The organism is Ideonella aquatica, from assembly GCF_018069755.1.
Lineage (GTDB): Bacteria > Pseudomonadota > Gammaproteobacteria > Burkholderiales > Burkholderiaceae_C > Ideonella > Ideonella aquatica.
On the sequence record NZ_JAGQDE010000033.1, the window covers coordinates 1 to 15890 of the forward strand.

Annotated in this window: 16 protein-coding genes; 7 read left to right on the forward strand and 9 right to left on the reverse strand. The window is 69.6% G+C overall.

Features of this window, described 5'->3' with window-relative positions:
* Positions 1-411: 411 nt before the first annotated feature.
* From KAK06_RS21770 to KAK06_RS21800, 7 genes are all read left to right on the forward strand, one after another.
* Positions 412-2019 carry a nitrite reductase gene (locus KAK06_RS21770; RefSeq protein ID WP_247653046.1) on the forward strand — a complete coding sequence of 536 codons (1608 nt, stop codon included), beginning with the start codon at positions 412-414 and terminating at the stop codon, positions 2017-2019.
* Positions 2020-2158: 139 nt separating this feature from the next.
* The gene (locus KAK06_RS21775; RefSeq protein WP_210804274.1) at positions 2159-2485 is read left to right on the forward strand and encodes a chaperone NapD; all 327 of its coding nucleotides are present in this window, start codon (positions 2159-2161) and stop codon (positions 2483-2485) included.
* Positions 2486-2596: 111 nt separating this feature from the next.
* Positions 2597-5146: a nitrate reductase catalytic subunit NapA gene (napA, locus tag KAK06_RS21780; RefSeq protein WP_210804275.1), complete on the forward strand. Its 2550-nt coding sequence runs from the start codon at positions 2597-2599 to the stop codon at positions 5144-5146.
* 114 nt (positions 5147-5260) lie between these two features.
* Positions 5261-6055 carry a ferredoxin-type protein NapG gene (gene napG / locus KAK06_RS21785; protein ID WP_210804276.1) on the forward strand — a complete coding sequence of 265 codons (795 nt, stop codon included), beginning with the start codon at positions 5261-5263 and terminating at the stop codon, positions 6053-6055.
* Positions 6052-6966, forward strand: coding sequence for a quinol dehydrogenase ferredoxin subunit NapH (gene napH / locus KAK06_RS21790; protein WP_310741138.1), 915 nt, complete (start codon positions 6052-6054; stop codon positions 6964-6966). Before napG ends, napH begins: the two co-directional genes overlap by 4 nt.
* Positions 6966-7442, forward strand: coding sequence for a nitrate reductase cytochrome c-type subunit (locus tag KAK06_RS21795; protein ID WP_210804277.1), 477 nt, complete (start codon positions 6966-6968; stop codon positions 7440-7442). Before napH ends, KAK06_RS21795 begins: the two co-directional genes overlap by 1 nt.
* A gap of 10 nt (positions 7443-7452) precedes the next feature.
* Entirely contained in the window at positions 7453-8094 is a 642-nt protein-coding gene (locus KAK06_RS21800; RefSeq protein WP_210804278.1) for a NapC/NirT family cytochrome c, read from the forward strand.
* A 3-nt stretch (positions 8095-8097) separates the two neighbouring features.
* Here KAK06_RS21800 and KAK06_RS21805 read toward each other — a convergent pair whose 3' ends face one another.
* The 9 genes from KAK06_RS21805 to KAK06_RS21845 all read right to left on the reverse strand — a co-directional run bounded on the left by KAK06_RS21805 (position 8098) and on the right by KAK06_RS21845 (position 15809).
* Entirely contained in the window at positions 8098-8364 is a 267-nt protein-coding gene (locus tag KAK06_RS21805; RefSeq protein ID WP_210804279.1) for a hypothetical protein, read from the reverse strand.
* The gene (locus KAK06_RS21810; RefSeq protein WP_210804280.1) at positions 8361-8855 is read right to left on the reverse strand and encodes a hypothetical protein; all 495 of its coding nucleotides are present in this window, start codon (positions 8853-8855) and stop codon (positions 8361-8363) included. The genes KAK06_RS21805 and KAK06_RS21810 overlap by 4 nt, the downstream gene beginning before the upstream one ends.
* Before the next feature lie 64 nt (positions 8856-8919).
* The gene (napF, locus tag KAK06_RS21815) at positions 8920-9423 is read right to left on the reverse strand and encodes a ferredoxin-type protein NapF (RefSeq protein WP_210804281.1); all 504 of its coding nucleotides are present in this window, start codon (positions 9421-9423) and stop codon (positions 8920-8922) included.
* 4 nt (positions 9424-9427) lie between these two features.
* A complete protein-coding gene (locus tag KAK06_RS21820) occupies positions 9428-10174 on the reverse strand; it encodes a Crp/Fnr family transcriptional regulator (RefSeq protein ID WP_210804282.1) in 747 nt (248 codons plus the stop codon).
* A gap of 82 nt (positions 10175-10256) precedes the next feature.
* Positions 10257-12104, reverse strand: a complete 1848-nt coding sequence (locus tag KAK06_RS21825; RefSeq protein ID WP_210804283.1) for a nitric oxide reductase activation protein NorD — start codon at positions 12102-12104, stop codon at positions 10257-10259.
* Position 12105: 1 nt separating this feature from the next.
* Entirely contained in the window at positions 12106-13038 is a 933-nt protein-coding gene (locus tag KAK06_RS21830; protein ID WP_210804284.1) for a 4Fe-4S binding protein, read from the reverse strand.
* Positions 13039-13103: 65 nt separating this feature from the next.
* Positions 13104-13904 (reverse strand): CbbQ/NirQ/NorQ/GpvN family protein, encoded by an 801-nt coding sequence (locus tag KAK06_RS21835; RefSeq protein WP_210804285.1) that lies wholly within the window; start codon positions 13902-13904, stop codon positions 13104-13106.
* Between the two features lies 1 nt (position 13905).
* Entirely contained in the window at positions 13906-15366 is a 1461-nt protein-coding gene (locus KAK06_RS21840) for a cbb3-type cytochrome c oxidase subunit I (protein ID WP_210804286.1), read from the reverse strand.
* A gap of 8 nt (positions 15367-15374) precedes the next feature.
* Positions 15375-15809, reverse strand: coding sequence for a c-type cytochrome (locus KAK06_RS21845; RefSeq protein WP_210804287.1), 435 nt, complete (start codon positions 15807-15809; stop codon positions 15375-15377).
* Positions 15810-15890 lie beyond the last annotated feature (81 nt).

Consider the following 15890-nt stretch of genomic DNA (forward strand, 5'->3'; position numbering starts at 1 on the left):
GCCGGGGACCATTCCCCAACCCCGAAGGCTTCTCCTGCTCGCCTTCCCAGGCAAGCTCCCCCATCAACGTCAAACGCGGTGACCACCCTGCGCAGGCAGCCACCGCGTCAGCGGTTTAGTTCAACGTGTTTTAGGGATCAACAGCCTGCGCCACTATTGGACCACTGCGCCCTAAGATGGCCGCCACGGGCGGCCGCAAGTGTCTGTCGCATCTGTCTTTTTCCCTGGTCTGACTGGATGTTTATCCAGTATTAATTCGGGCGCGAAAACCGGCGCCTGTTACAAACCATTCTGCAGTCCTGGCCTGCGTTTGCCAAGGGCGGCCCGCGGGCTCGCGCGGGGCTGACAGATCGACTCAGAACCTGAACCGGTTCAAGGCCAGTCGGGTCGGTGATGCCTAGAGTCCGCGGCATGAGCCCATCAACACTGTTGGCCCGGCTTGGCCTGGCCCTGATTGGCGCGCTGCTGGCGCCCCTGGTGCTGGCGCAGGCGCTGCCCGACGCCGCGGCCTTGTTTCGTCAGCACTGCGCCAGTTGCCACGGCGAGCAGCGCACCGGCGGCATGGGCCCGGCCCTGTTGCCTGAGAGCCTGGAGCGCCTGCGTCCGGCCGAGGCGCAGCGCACCATCGCGCAGGGCCGCGTGGCCACGCAGATGCCGGGCTTTGGCTCGCAGCTGTCGGCCGATGAGATCGCGGCGCTGGCGCAGTGGGTCTACCAGCCGGTGCTGCAGGCGCCGCGCTGGGCCGAGGCCGACATCCGCGCCTCGCGCGTGGCGCTGGCCGGTGCCGATGCGCTGCCGGCGCGGCCGCTGTGGCAGGCCGATCCGATGAACCTGTTCGTGGTGGTGGAAGGGGGCGATCACCATGTGTCGCTGGTCGATGGCGACCGCTTCGAGGTGATCCACCGCTTTGCCAGCCGCTATGCGCTGCATGGCGGGCCGAAGTTCACGCCCGAGGGGCGTTATGTGTTCCTCGGCTCGCGCGATGGCTGGATCACCAAGTTCGACCTGTGGAACCTGGCAGTGGTGGCCGAGGTGCGGGCGGGGCTGAACATGCGCAACATCGCGGTCAGCGGTGACGGGCGCTATGTGATGGCGGCCAACTACCTGCCGCGCACACTGGCGCTGTTCGATGCCGACCTGAACCTGGTGCGTACCTATGACGCCAGCACGCTCGATGGCAAGGCGGCCAGCCGTGTCTCGGCGGTGTACGACGCGGCGCCTCGGCGCAGCTTCATCGTCGCGCTGAAGGACCTGCCCGAACTGTGGGAGATCTCCTACGACCCGCAGGCCGCGCCCATCCACGATGGCCTGGTGCACGACTACCAGATGGGCGAGGCGATCGCCAAGCCGGGCTTCCTGGGCGTGCGCCGCACACCGCTGGACGAGCCGCTGGACGACTTCTTCTTCGACCAGGGCTACCGCCATGTGCTGGGGGCTACACGGCCGAAGGCCGTTCCCACATCCGGGCCCAGGACCGAGGCCGGCGCGGCCACCGCGCAGGTGGTGAACCTGGACATCCGCCGCAAGGTGGCCGACCTGCCGCTGGCCGGCATGCCGCACCTGGGCTCGGGCATCACCTGGGCCTGGAAGAACACCACCGTGCTGGCCAGCCCCAACCTCAAGGGCAACGGCGTCGATGTGATCGACATGGCCACCTGGAAGCCGGTGGCCACGATCACCACGCCGGGCCCGGGCTTCTTCATGCGCAGCCACGAACGCAGCCGCTACGCCTGGACCGATTCGATGATGAGCCCCACGGCCAAGGACACGCTCACGCTGATCGACAAGGCCACCCTGCAGCCGGTGGCCACGGTGCGCGAGCCGGGCCGCACGCTGGCGCACATCGAGTTCACCAAGGATGGCCGCTACGCGCTGGCCAGCCTGTGGGAGATGGACGGCGCGCTGATCATTTATGACGCCACCACGCTCAAAGAGATCAAGCGCCTGCCCATGAGCAAGCCAGTGGGCAAGTACAACGTGTGGAACAAGATCAGCCGCAGCGAAGGCACCTCGCACTGAGCGACCCGGGCCGGCCGGCGCAGCGACAGCCCAGGACATAAGCTGTATTCAATATGTAGGTTCTTGACAATCGTCAAGGCACGCTGGCGGCCGTCGGCGCACAGTGCAGCCTCAGAGACCCGACACTGAGGAGACCCGCATGAGCATCCTGGGCACGGTGGTGCGCACGCGCCCCGAGCACGCCGCCCCGGTGGCACAGCGCCTGGCCGGCCTGCCCGGCGTGGACCTGGCGCTGAACCCGGGCGACGGCCGCCTGGTGGCGGTGATCGAAGACGCATGGGCCGATGGCCGCCCCGTCAGCGCTGCCGCCACGCTGGCGCAGGTGGCCCAGTGGCCTGAGGTGATGGGCACCTCGCTGGTCTACGAGTACTCGGGCCCCGACGCCCCGGCGCCCGAAGGCAGCGACGCCATGGACTACCGCGCCTGGCGCGACAGCCTGTCGCCGGTGCCCCGCACGCCGACTTGAACCGGTTCAAGGACAGCCCCAGGGTTGTTCCCTAGTCTCGACCCTGAACCCCTTTTCCCCTTCCCCGTGATGCCCACCGCGCCCCGCGCGGCCCCGGCAGGAGACCTCACCATGCAAGCCAACCGCCGTGATTTCCTGAAGTCCCAGGCTCTTGCCGCCAGCGCCGCTGCGGCCGGCATTCCCCTCGTCGCCGAGGCCGCGCCGCCCCCCGACAAGGCCGCCGCCGCCACCGGCGTGCGCTGGGACAAGGCGCCCTGCCGCTTCTGCGGCACCGGCTGCTCGGTGATGGTGGGCGTGCAGGACGGCCGCGTGGTGGCCACCCAGGGCGACCCGGAAGCCCCGGTCAACCGCGGGCTGAACTGCATCAAGGGCTACTTCCTGTCCAAGATCATGTACGGCAAGGACCGGCTGCAGACGCCGTTGCTGCGCAAGAAGAACGGCGTCTACGACAAGGACGGCGAGTTCACGCCCGTCAGCTGGGACGAGGCCTTCGACACCATGGCCGCCAAGTGGAAGGAGGCCATCAAGGCCGAGGGCCCGAACGCGGTGGCGATGTTCGGCTCGGGCCAGTGGACGATCTGGGAAGGCTATGCCGCCAGCAAGCTGTGGAAGGCGGGCTTTCGCACCAACAACATCGACCCCAACGCCCGCCACTGCATGGCCAGCGCGGTGACCGGCTTCATGCGCACCTTCGGCATCGACGAGCCGATGGGCTGCTACGACGACATCGAGCAGGCCGACGCCTTCGTGCTGTGGGGCAGCAACATGGCCGAGATGCACCCCATCCTGTGGAGCCGCATCACCGACCGCCGGCTGTCGGCGCCGCACGTCAAGGTCGCCGTGCTGTCCACCTTCGAGCACCGCAGCTTCGACCTGGCCGACAGCGGCATGATCTTCACGCCGCAGACCGACCTGGCCATCCTCAACTTCATCGCCCACTACATCATCACGAACAAGAAGGTGAACACCGAGTTCGTGAAGAAGAACGTCAACTTCAAGAAGGGCGCCACCGACATCGGCTACGGCCTGCGCCCGGTCCACCCGCTGGAGAAGGACGCCACCGCCAACGGCTACCCCGGCGCCGACGGCAAGCCCAAGGGCAGCCCGAACGACGCTACGCCGATCAGCTTCGAGGACTACGCCAGGTTCGTCAGCGAGTACACCGCCGAGAAGGTCAGTGCGCTGTCGGGCGTGCCCGTCAAGCAGCTGGAGGAACTGGCCAAGCTCTACGCCGACCCGAAGGTCAAGCTGGTGTCGTTCTGGACCATGGGCTTCAACCAGCACACGCGCGGCACCTGGGCCAACAACATGGTCTACAACATCCACCTGCTGACCGGCAAGATCAGCACGCCGGGCTCGGGCCCGTTCAGCCTGACTGGCCAGCCCAGCGCCTGCGGCACCGCCCGCGAAGTGGGCACCTTCGCGCACCGCCTGCCGGCCGACATGGTGGTCACCAACCCCGAGCACCGCCACCACACCGAGGAGATCTGGGGCGTGCCGGAAGGCACCATCCCCGACAAGATCGGTCTGCACGCCGTGGCCCAGAGCCGCGCACTGAAGGACGGCAAGGTCCGCTGCTACTGGACCAGCACCACCAACAACATGCAGGCCGGCCCCAACATCAACGGCGAGATCCTGCCGGGCTGGCGCAACCCGAAGGCCTTCGTGGTGGTCAGCGACCCCTACCCCACCGTCAGCGCCATGGCCGCTGATCTGGTGCTGCCCGCGGCCATGTGGGTGGAGAAGGAAGGCGCCTTCGGCAACGCCGAGCGCCGCACCCAGTTCTGGCGCCAGCAGGTGGCCGCACCGGGCCAGGCGCGCTCGGACCTGTGGCAGATGATGGAGTTCAGCAAGCGCTTCAAGATCGAGGAGGTCTGGCCGGCGGAGCTGATCGCCAAGATGCCGTCGGTCAAGGGCAAGACGCTGTTCGACGTGCTATTCAAGAACGGCAAGGTCAACAAGTACCCGGTGGCCGACCTGGGCAAGGTCAACGGCAAGTACATCGCCGGCTACAAGAACGCCGAGTCCGAGGCCTTCGGCTTCTATGTGCAGAAGGGCCTGTTCGAGGAATACGCCGAATTCGGCCGTGGCCACGGCCACGACCTGGCGGCCTTTGATGTGTACCACGAGGCCCGCGGCCTGCGCTGGCCGGTGGTGGGCGGCAAGGAAACGCTGTGGCGCTTCCGCGAGGGCTACGACCCCTACGTCAAGGCCGGCGAGGGCATCAAGTTCTACGGCCACAAGGACGGCAAGGCCAACATCTTCGCCCTGCCCTACCAGCCCGCCGCCGAGTCGCCCGACAAGGACTTCGATCTGTGGCTGTGCACCGGCCGCGTGCTCGAGCACTGGCATACCGGCAGCATGACGCGCCGCGTGGCCGAACTGCACCGCGCGGTGCCCGAGGCCGTGGTCTTCATGCACCCCGATGACGCCCAGGCGCGCGGCATCCAGCGCGGCATGCAGGTCAAGGTGGCCTCGCGCCGTGGCGAGATCACGCTGGCGGTCGAGACCAAGGGCCGCAACAAGGTGCCGCGCGGCCTGGTCTTCGTACCCTTCTTCGACGAGGGCCGGCTGGTCAACAAGCTGACGCTGGACGCCACCTGCCCGATCTCCAAGGAGACCGACTTCAAGAAGTGCGCCGTCAAGGTGGTGCGCGCCTGAGGCCTGAGCTGATGCGAGTCGAAGCGTTTTCGCGCGCCCGGCGCCGGGCCGCCCCAAGGCGGGCGCGATCCCCCCGGGGGATCGACCGGCGTACCTGCTGGGCGAGGGGCTGACATGAACCGTCGCGAACTGATGCAAGGCGCTGCCAGCGCCGCCACCGCCGGCCTGATCGCTGGCGGCGCGGCCCTGGCCGGCCGCCCGGCACTGGCCCGACCGGCCCAGGCGCTGCGCCCACCCGGTGCGCTCGACGACGAGCGCTTCCTGGCCGCCTGCGTGCGCTGCGGCCTGTGCGTGCGCGACTGTCCGCCCCAGAACCTGAAGCTCAGCCAGTGGGGCGCCGGCCTGGCCGCCGACGTGGCCATCGGCACGCCCTACTTCGTGGCGCGCGAGATCCCCTGCGAGATGTGCGAGGCCGTGCCCTGCGTCAAGGCCTGCCCCACCGGGGCGCTCGACCCGGCGCTCACCGACATCGCCCAGGCCCGCATGGGCACCGCGGTGCTGATCGACCAGGAGAACTGCCTGAACTTCCTGGGCCTGCGCTGCGATGTCTGCTACCGCGTGTGCCCGCTGATCGACCAGGCCATCTCGCTGGTCAAGGTCAGCAACCCGCGCTCCGACCGCCACGCCATGCTCCTGCCCACGGTCAACGCCGAGCAGTGCACCGGCTGCGGCAAGTGCGAGAAGAGCTGCGTGCTGGAGCAGGCCGCGATCAAGGTGCTGCCCACCCAGCTGGCCCGCGGCGAACTGGGCCACCACTACCGCAAAGGGTGGGATGCCGCCAACCGCGCCGGCCGCCCGCAGTTTGATGCCCCCGTGCAGCGGCTGCCCGAGCACCCGGTGCCCGGTGACCTGAACCCGTTGCGCTCGGGCGCAGCGCCCTATGCCAGCGCTTCGGAGGCCGCGAAGTGAGCAGCACCCCGCTGTCGCCCGCCGAGTCGCGCAGCTTCGGCCTGAAGCGCAGCGCCATCGTGGCGCGCCCGGGTGCGGCCGCCGTGCACGACAAGGGCTGGCTGGCCGCGCACCGCTGGTGGCTGCTGCGCCGCCTGACCCAGCTGGCCCTGCTGGCCCTGTTCCTGGCCGGGCCGTGGCTGGGCGTGTGGATCGTCAAGGGCAACCTGGCCAGCAGCCTGACGCTGGGCGTGCTGCCGCTGACCGACCCCTTCGTGCTGGCGCAGACCCTGGCCGCGCGCCATGTGCCCGAGTTGTCGGCGCTGGTGGGTGCGGGCATCGTCATCGCCTTCTATGCGCTGGTGGGTGGCCGCACGTTCTGCGCCTGGGTCTGCCCGGTCGGCGTGGTCACCGACACCGCCGCCTGGCTGCGCCGGCGCCTGGCCATCAGCACCGGCCGCGCACCGCGTGGCACGCTGCGCCACTGGCTGCTGGGCGCGGTGCTGCTGGCCAGCGCGGTGTTCGGTCTGCCGGCCTGGGAAGCCGTCAACCCAGTCAGCATGACGCAGCGCGCACTGGTCTTTGGCGGCGGCATCGCCTGGGGCATCACCGCCGCGGTGTTCCTGTTCGACCTGCTGGTGGCGCCGCGCGGCTGGTGCGGCCATGTCTGTCCGCAGGGCGCGCTGTATGCGCTGATCGGCCAGGCCTCGCTGCTGCGCGTGTCGGCCCGCCACAGCAGCCGCTGCAATGACTGCGCCGACTGCTACGCCGTGTGCCCGGAGCCGCAGGTCATCCCGATCGCGCTGAAGGGCAAGGGCGGCGCCTCGCCCGTGATCCTGGACGCCGCCTGCACCAATTGCGGCCGCTGCATCGATGTCTGCGGCCCCGACGTCTTCACCCTGACCCACCGATTCGACACCCGGAGATCCTGATGAGCACGCTGTTCAACACCTTTGCCAAGTTGCTGCTGGCCGCCGGGCTCGTGTGGATGGGCGCCGACCTGGCCAGTGCCGCCGACGCGCCCGCGCCCACCGGCCCGGTCAAGCTGCAAGGCCTGCGCGGCGGCACGCCGCTGAACCAGGACAACGCCCCCACGGCCATCAAGCAGGAGCGTGACCATGCGCCCGCGGACCGCGACTTCATGCAGCAGCCACCGCTGATCCCGCACACCATCAGCGGCTACCAGATCACCAAGAATTTCAACAAGTGCATGGACTGCCACTCCTTCGGCAAGGCCAAGGCCAGCGGCGCCACCCGGGTGAGCGTGACGCACTTCAAGACCCGCGATGGCCAGGAACTGGACAACATCAGCCCGCGCCGCTACTTCTGCACCCAGTGCCACGTGCCGCAGACCGACGCCAAGCCGCTGGTGGAGAACACCTTCCAGCGCGCCCGCGGCATGCAGTGAGGCCCACGCCATGACCGACACCCCCCAAACCGGCCTGATCGCCCGCTGCTGGGCCTTCATCAAGACGCCCGCCTTCGGCCTGCTGGCCATCGCCTTCATCGGCGGCATCATCTTCTGGGGCGGCTTCAACACCGCCATGGAGTGGACCAACCGCGAAGCCTTCTGCATCTCGTGCCACGAGATGAAGGACAACGTCTACGCCGAGTACCGCAACACCATCCACTACAACAACCGCACCGGTGTGCGCGCCACCTGCCCCGACTGCCACGTGCCCAAGGAATGGGGCCCGAAGATCGTGCGCAAGATCCAGGCGAGCAACGAGGTGCTGCACAAGATCCTGGGCAGCATCGACACGCCCGAGAAGTTCAACGCCAAGCGGGCCGAGCTGGCCGGCCATGAATGGGCGCGCATGAAGGCCAATGACAGCCAGGAATGCCGCAACTGCCACAACTTCGCCTACATGGACTACGCCGAGCAGAACCAGCGCTCGGCCCGGCGCCACCAGGAGGCGGTCAACGCCGGCCAGACCTGCATCGACTGCCACAAGGGCATTGCCCACACGCTGCCGGCGATCGAGCAGAACATCGGTGCGCCCAAGGAGGCGGCGGCCGAACTGCCGCCGACGGCACCTGCCGCCAGCACGGCGCGCTGAGCATCAGCGGCCGCTGTTCAGCTCGGGAATCACCACCAGCCCGAAGGCGCCATAGCTCACCACCCGGTCGTTGATGGTGGTGTACGAGGCCACGCCCAGCGTGTGGTAGGTGGACACCAGCGCCGCCAGCCCGCCCAGACCCAGCACACCAGCGATCTGGCTGCGCTCGGCGATCTCGGCCTTGAGCTTGGCACGGTGGGCATCGGCGCCCGGGTTGCTGGCCAGGGCCGCACCCAGCGCCACCAGCAGCACGATCAGGAACCGGGTCATCGGCCCACAGCAGCGGCCGGCGCACGCTGGAACTGGTTGGCCCGCAGCGCCGGCTGCCCGGCGTCGTTGAAATAGGCCACGGTTTCGGTCATCGACTGGCCATCGGCCGAGACGGTGTAGATCCGCGTGGAGGCCGGCTGGCCGCCCCGCGCCAGCTGCATCACGAGCACGCCCGGCGCCGGCTGCGTGAACGCGGCCGTGTCGGCCTCCAGGTTGCCGCTGACCGGCGTGGCACGACCATCCAGCGTGCTGGTGCTGTCGGCCCGCAGCACGGTGCCGCGCGGATCGACCACCTCCACGGTGGTGGACAGCCGCTGCGGCCCAGCGTCGGCAAAGCGGATCATGACGCTGCGGGGCCGCATGGCCTCGGGGATGGGCAGGCGGGTCAGATCGACCGACCAGTGGCCCAGCAGCGGCGATGGCGCGGCCTGCTGGGCCCACGCCCCGGGCGCCAGCAGAGCCAGCGTGAGGGTCACGACGAGTTTGCGCATGCCCTGACCATGCCATGCCACGGCGGCGGCGTCCAGTCGGGCCAGCCACAGGCGGCCCAGCCGCTCAGCCCGCCACTGCGCCCTGCGAGCGCTCGCGCAGCGTGATCGCCCCCACCGGACACGGCGCCACGCAGGCGCCGCAACCGGTGCAGGCCCCCAGGTCCACCTGCAGCCGCCAGACGCCGCCGGGCTGCGGCCGAAAGCGCAACGCCCGCGCATCGCAGGCTTCAGCGCAGACGCGGCACTCCACGCCGCGCTCGGCCAGGCAGTGACGGGCCACGCTCACGCGCGCGGTGAAGGCGTCGGTGGCCTGCGGGTCCAGCGCGCCGCTGGGGCAGGCGCGTCGGCAGTCGCCACACAGCGTGCAGCCCTGGCGCGTGAAGGCAATCTGCGGATAGCCGCCATCGCCCGCCGACAGCAGCGCGTGCGGGCAGGCGCGCACGCAATCGCCGCAGCGGGTGCAACGCTCGGTGAAGGCGCGCTCAGGCCGCAGCGCCCAGGGCGGCCGCGGCGGCGTGACCACAGCGGGCTGCGCACCGCGCAGGAACAGACGGCGGCTCGGGTCCATCCACTCACTGCAGCGGGTGACCGGCCAGGCGGGCCGGGTCGGGGATCAGGATATCGCGCTTGTCGATCGTGATCAGGCCCTGCGCGGCCAGCTCGTGCAGCACGCGCGAGAAGTACTCGGGCGTCAGCGACAGGCGCGAGGCGATCGTGGCCTTGCTGACCGGCAGAGACACGCGGTGCTCGCGCGGCGGCAGCGGCATCGGCGTGCCACCGGCATCGGCCAACGTCATGCCGGCGGCATCGTCGGCATGGTCGGGCAGGTCGCGCAGCAGGTAGCCGATGACGCGCTGCATGCCGCTGTGCAGCGCATAGGCCTGCACATCGTGCACCAGGCCGTGCAGGCGGCGCGAGATGCCGGCCAGCATGCGCAGCGCAAAGCGCGGGTCGTTCTCGATCTCGCGCAGCACCGCCGCCTTGCCCACCGACAGCAGCAAGGTGTCGTTCAGCGCCTGGGCGTTGATGATGTAGGGCTTGCCGGTGAACATCAGCGCCTCGGCAAAGCTGTTGCCGGGACCGATCAGCTCGATCACCTTTTCCTGGCCGGCCGGCGACAGCGCAAACAGCTTGACCTGGCCCATCACCGTGACGTGCAACTCGTCGCAGGGCTCGCCCAGGCGGAAGACATCCTCGCCGCGCGCAAAGCGGCGCAGCCGACAGCCTTCGGCCAGGCGCTGCAGCTCCGGCGGCGTCATCTCCTGGAACAGCGGCAACACGGCCAGGTAGCGGGGTATGTCGAAGTGGCGCGCTTCCATCGGTGTCTCCTGCGGCCTTGCGCCGAGGCGCCATTGTGGTGCGTCGATGCCGCTCAAGTCTTGACTCGCATCAAGCCACGCATCAAGCACCTGCCAGCCGCGCCTGCACCGCCGCCAGCCGTTGCACCAGCGCCTGCGGCCGGTGCACCAGGGCCCAGCCGTGCTCGCCGAAGAGCATCGGCAGGTAGTCGTGGGCCTGCTCGTCGATGGTCACGGCAAACGGGGTCAGGCCCAGCGCGCGCGCCTCGTGCACCGCGTGGCGCGTGTCCTCCAGGCCCCAGCGGCCCTCGTAGTGGTCCAGGTCGTTGGGCTTGCCGTCGGTGAGCAGCAGCAGCAGACGCTGGCGTTCGGGGCGCTGGGCCAGGCGCGCGCTGGCATGGCGGATCGCGGCGCCCATGCGGGTGTAGTAGCCGGGCTTGATCGCGCCCACGCGGGCCTGCGCCGGCGCGGCCCAGCGCTCGTCAAAGCCCTTGAGGTGCTGGATGCGCACCTGCTGGCGGCGCACCGACGAGAAGCCCAGCATCTCGAAGGCATCGCCGCTGGCCTGCAAGGCCTCGCCGAACACATACAGCGCGTCGCGGATCACATCGATCACGCGGGCGCTGCGCTGCTGGTCGCCGCCACCCAGCCAGACATGGGCGTCGGTGGACAGCGACAGGTCGGCCAGCAGCAGCGTGGCCAGGCTGCGGCCGCTGCGGCGGGCGCGCTGGAACACCCGCGGCTCGCCGCTGACCGCGCCCGTGGCGGCATCGATGCGGTGGCGCACCCAGGCGTCGAGGTCGATCTCATCGCCCTCGGCCTCGCCGCGTTGGCGCTCAGGGGCCGCGCGCAGCAGCTCCAGCCGACGGCGCACCTGGCGCGCGGTGCGGCGCAGCTCGGGCGTGGGCACGAAGGCGGCCGGCGCCGGCGCCACCACCCGCTGCACCGCGCAGTGGTCGGCCAGCAGGCGCTGGCGCTTCCAGTCCCATTCGGGCAGGCGCTCGGGCGCGCCCAGCGGCTGGTCGTCCACCGCGGCGCTGGGCAGGTCCAGGTCAAAGCGCACCCGCGAGGCGCTGCGCTGACCATCGGGGGCGATGGCCAGGCGGTCCATGTCGTTGGCGGCCTGCAAGGCATCGGGGTTGTCGTCGTCATCGGTGGCGCGGTTCACGCGCACGAACTCGCCCCAGCTGAGGATGGACTCGGCGCGGAAGAACATCATCAGCGGCGCGCGCGGGGTGTCGTGGGCCACCCGCTCGGCGCGGCGGCGCGTGCGGTCGCTGACGGTGTCGCCGGCCGCGGGGGCATCACCGCTGGGGTCGCGGCGGCCGGACGCCGCGGCCGCCGGCACGGCGCTCGCCTCCAGCCACAGCCACACCGGCGCCACGTCGGCCGGGCCGATGCCGGTGTCCAGCGGCACCGGCTGGCCGCGCAGGGTCTGTTGCACCAGGCGCTCGGCGCGGGCCGCGCCGCCACGCAGCGTGCCGGGCGCCGGGCGCTGGGCCAGGTGGGCCGCCAGCAGGCGCGCATGGCGCTGGCGCAGGCCGGGCCATTGCTGCAGCGCGGCGGCGCTGGCGCGGGTCTGGTCCACCAGCCAGTCGCCCGTTGGCGCGTCGTGCGCCGCCAGGGCCGCGAGCCAGATGTAGAGGTCACGGTTCAGGGAGCGCTCAGCGAACACCGCCAGGCGCGGCGGCAGGGCCAGCACCTGTTCGCTGAGCTGACCCACGGCAGCGCGCTGGCCGCTGCCGGCCAGGCGCTGCAGCCAGTCTCGCGGGCCGCCCACGGCACGCTCGCCCACGGGCGCCAGGCGCACCGCGCTGTCACCACCCCCGGCGCGGAACAGCAGCGCCAGTGTGCGCTGCACCTCTTCCAGCGTGACCGCCGCTGCCGCATGCTCGCGCGAGGCGGCCTGGGTGACCAGGCGATGCCACTGCCGACCAATCCACTCTTCCACCTCAAGCTCCCCGGTCTTCGCGCCGCTGGCGCAGGGTTTCGCGCACCGCATCGGCACCGATGCGCCACTCCAGCACCGGCGCGCGACCGCGCGCCGATTGCGACTCGTCGCAGGCCTGCAGGCACTGGCCGCACTGCACGCAGCTGAACATGCGGCGCTTGATGTCGCGCGGGTGCAGGCGCATCGGGCAGCCGCGGTCACAGGCGGCGCCCTGGCCGAAGCGCTGTGTCGCGCAGCCCTGGCAGTCGCGCGCCTTCGCGCGGTCAAAGGCCACCACCAGGCCCTTGGGGTTGGCCATCCAGACCAGGCTCTGGAACAGGCCCACGGCACAGCCGAAACGGCAGAACAGGTGGCGCGCCAGCACGAACTCGGCGGTGAACACCGCCGTGGCGATGGCCAGGAAACGCGCCTGGTTGGGGGTCAGCGTGCCGTGCACAAGGCCGCCCCAGACTTCGGCGGGCGGCAGCAGGTAGCTCAGCAGCGTGATCGCCCACAACGCACCGCACAGGGCGCTGAGCAGGAAGAACACCGGCCACCAGCGCGCATCCGCCGGCCGGTCATCGCGCGGCGTGGCCGAGCGGTCCCACAGGCTCCACTTGGCACAGGCGCGGTGCAGCGTGGCATTGAGCAGCTCGACGATCGAGAAGTGCGGACACAGCCAGCCGCAGTACACCCGGCCCCAGCGCCAGGCCACGGCCAGGAACGCGGCCACGGCCAGCAGCCCCGGCAGAAAGCCCTTGAGCAGGATGCCCAGCGCGGCCTGGGTGGCGTCGATGCGCCCGGCGCGGAAGTCGTCGATGCCCAGCGTCCAGCGCTGACCCAGGAACCACAGCTGCGCCTCGTGCAGGTCGAAGCGCAGCCAGTCCAGGGCCGGCGCGATCAGGAACAGCGCAAAGAACGCGAGTTGGAAAAGGCGACGGTGGCGGGGCGGCATGGGGTTACGCAACGAAGAAGGAGAGCGGGCCGCACCCAGGAAAGGCCACTGTCGCGCAAAAGGGTTCAGAGACTGGCCTCGACCACCTCGGCCAGCGCCGCCGCGGTGTCGGCGTCATCGGTCAGCGCATCGACGATGGCGGCGCGGCAGGCCGCCCGCAGCGGCAGGCCATCGGCGGACAGACGTGCGGCCATCACCAGCAGGCGGGTGGAGGCGGTCTCCTCCAGGTCGTGGCCGGTCAGGCGGCGCAGGCCCTGCGCCAGGTGCACCAGCTGGGCAGCCACGCCGGCATCGACGCCCGCCTCGGCCTGCACGATGGCGCGCTCGGTGGCCGCATCGGGGTAGCCGAAGTCCAGGGCCACGAAGCGCTGGCGCGTGCTGGGCTTGAGGCTCTTGAGCAGGTTCTGGTAGCCCGGGTTGTAGCTGATGACCAGCATGAAGCCGGGCGGCGCCTGCAGCTGCTCGCCGGTGCGCTCGATCGGCAACTGGCGTCGGTCGTCGGCCAGCGGGTGCAGCACCACGGTGGTGTCCTTGCGCGCCTCCACCACCTCGTCGAGGTAGCAGATCGCACCGCTGCGCACCGCGCGGGCCAGCGGGCCGTCATGCCACTCGGTGCCCTGCGGGCCGATCAGGTGGCGGCCCACCAGGTCGGCGGCGCCCAGGTCATCGTGGCAGCTCACCGTCACCAGCGGCCGGCCCAGGCGGGCCGCCATGTGCTCGACGAAGCGGGTCTTGCCGCAGCCGGTGGGGCCCTTGATCAGCACCGGCAGGCGCTGGCGCCAGGCGTGGGTGAACAAGGCCACCTCGCCGCCCTGCGGCGCATAGAAGGGCAGCCCGGCCAGGTGCTGCTGTTCGGCGTGGTCCATCTCAGTCCATCCGCTGGCGGGCCGGGGCGCGACGCAGGATGCCACCGCCACCCAGGGCCGGCGCCTGGTCCTCGCTCAGCACATGATCGCCACCGATGAAGAAGCTGGCGAAGTAGGCGAACTGGCCGATCAGGAAGGTCACGCCACCGACCACCCGGATCCAGTAGAAGAAGCGCAGCTGGTCCTGGGTGGCCATGAAGCCCATCGCACCGTCGGTGGGCATGCGCTGCAGCCAGACCTGCAGGATGCCGGCGCCGGTCAGCGCCAGCACCATGGTGGCCATGCCGATGGTCATGATCCAGAAGCTCCACATCTCCACGTTCTGCGCCTGCTTGCTGTTGGCCACGCGGCCGCGCAGCGTGGGCATGGCGTAGCTGATCAGCGTGATCACTACCAGCACGTAGGCGCCGTAGAAGGCCAGGTGGCCGTGCGCCGCGGTGATCTGTGTGCCGTGGGTGTAGTAGTTGACCGGGCTGAGCGTGTGGATGAAGCCCCACAGCCCGGCGCCCAGGAAGCCCAGCACCGAGGTGCCCACGGCCCACAGGATCGCCGCCTGGTTGGGGTGTTCACGCCGGCGCCGCTGCACCATGTTGAAGGCGAACACCGTCATCATGAAGAAGGGGATGGGCTCCATCGCGCTGAACACGCTGCCGATCCACTGCCAGTAGCCCGGCAGGCCGATGAAGTAGAAGTGGTGGCCGGTGCCCAGGATGCCGGTCATCAACGCGAAGGCGATGATCACGTACAGCCACTTGTCGATCACCTCGCGGTCGACCCCGGTGGTCTTGACCAGCACGAAGGCCAGCAACGCGCCCAGGATCAGCTCCCACACGCCCTCCACCCACAGGTGGACGACGAACCACCAGTACATCTTGTCGCGCACCAGGTTGTGCGGATTGACGAAGCTGAACAGGAACATCAGCGCCAGCCCCCACAGGCCCATCAGCAGCACCAGGCTGATCGCCGTCTTGCGGCCCTTGAGCACCGTCATGCTGATGTTGTAGAGAAAGCCCAGCGCCACCACCACGATGCCCAGCTTGGTGGGCAGCGGCTGCTCGAGGAACTCGCGTCCCATGGTCTGCAGCAGCTCATTGCCGGTCAGCTCGGCCAGCTTTGCGTAGGGCAGCGTCAGGTAGCCGACGATGGTCAGCGCGCCGGCCACCAGGAAGATCCAGAACAAGGCGATCGCCAGCCTGGGGCTGTGCAGCTCGGTCTCGGCCTCCTCGGGGATGAGGTAGTAGGCCGCGCCCATGAAGCCGAACAGCAGCCACACGATCAGCAGATTCGTGTGGACCATGCGGGCGATGTTGAACGGGATGTAGGGGAACAGGAGATCGCCCAGCAGGTACTGCAGGCCGAGTCCGATGCCGAACAGGATCTGTCCAGCGAAGAGGCCCATCGCGGCGATGAAGTACAGCTTCGCGACGCGCTGGCTCTCGTACTTGAGAATGTGTGTGCTCATGACTTGTCTCACCCCTCGATGTTGGGAGGCCACTTCTCGGTGTTGATCTCGCCGGTCCACTTCAGGAACTCGACCAGCTCGTCCAGTTGCTGCTCGCTGAGGTTGAACTGCGGCATCTGGCGGCGGCCTTCCACGTGGGTGGGTTGCGCCTTCATCCAGCCCTTGATGAAGTCGGGACCGCGCCGCTTGTAGACGTTGCCCAGCTCCGGCGCGAAGTAGGCGCCCTCACCCAGCAGCGTGTGGCAGCCGATGCAGTTGCGCGTCTCCCAGATCTTCTTGCCGGCCACCACCGCGGGGGTGATGGCCTGCGCGTTGGAGCGCTCGGGAATGCGCCGCTCGGTGTGGAACACCAGCGCGATGAACAGCAGCGCGAAGAACGCAGTGCCGCCGTAGAAGATGTTGCGGGCCATCTGTTTGGTGAACCCGCCTGCGGTCTGGCTCATGGACAAGCCCTCCTCGTTGGACGATGGGCGAATCCTCCTGTTTTGCTCGGGTTCTTTCCTTGAACCGGTTCAAGGATGCGG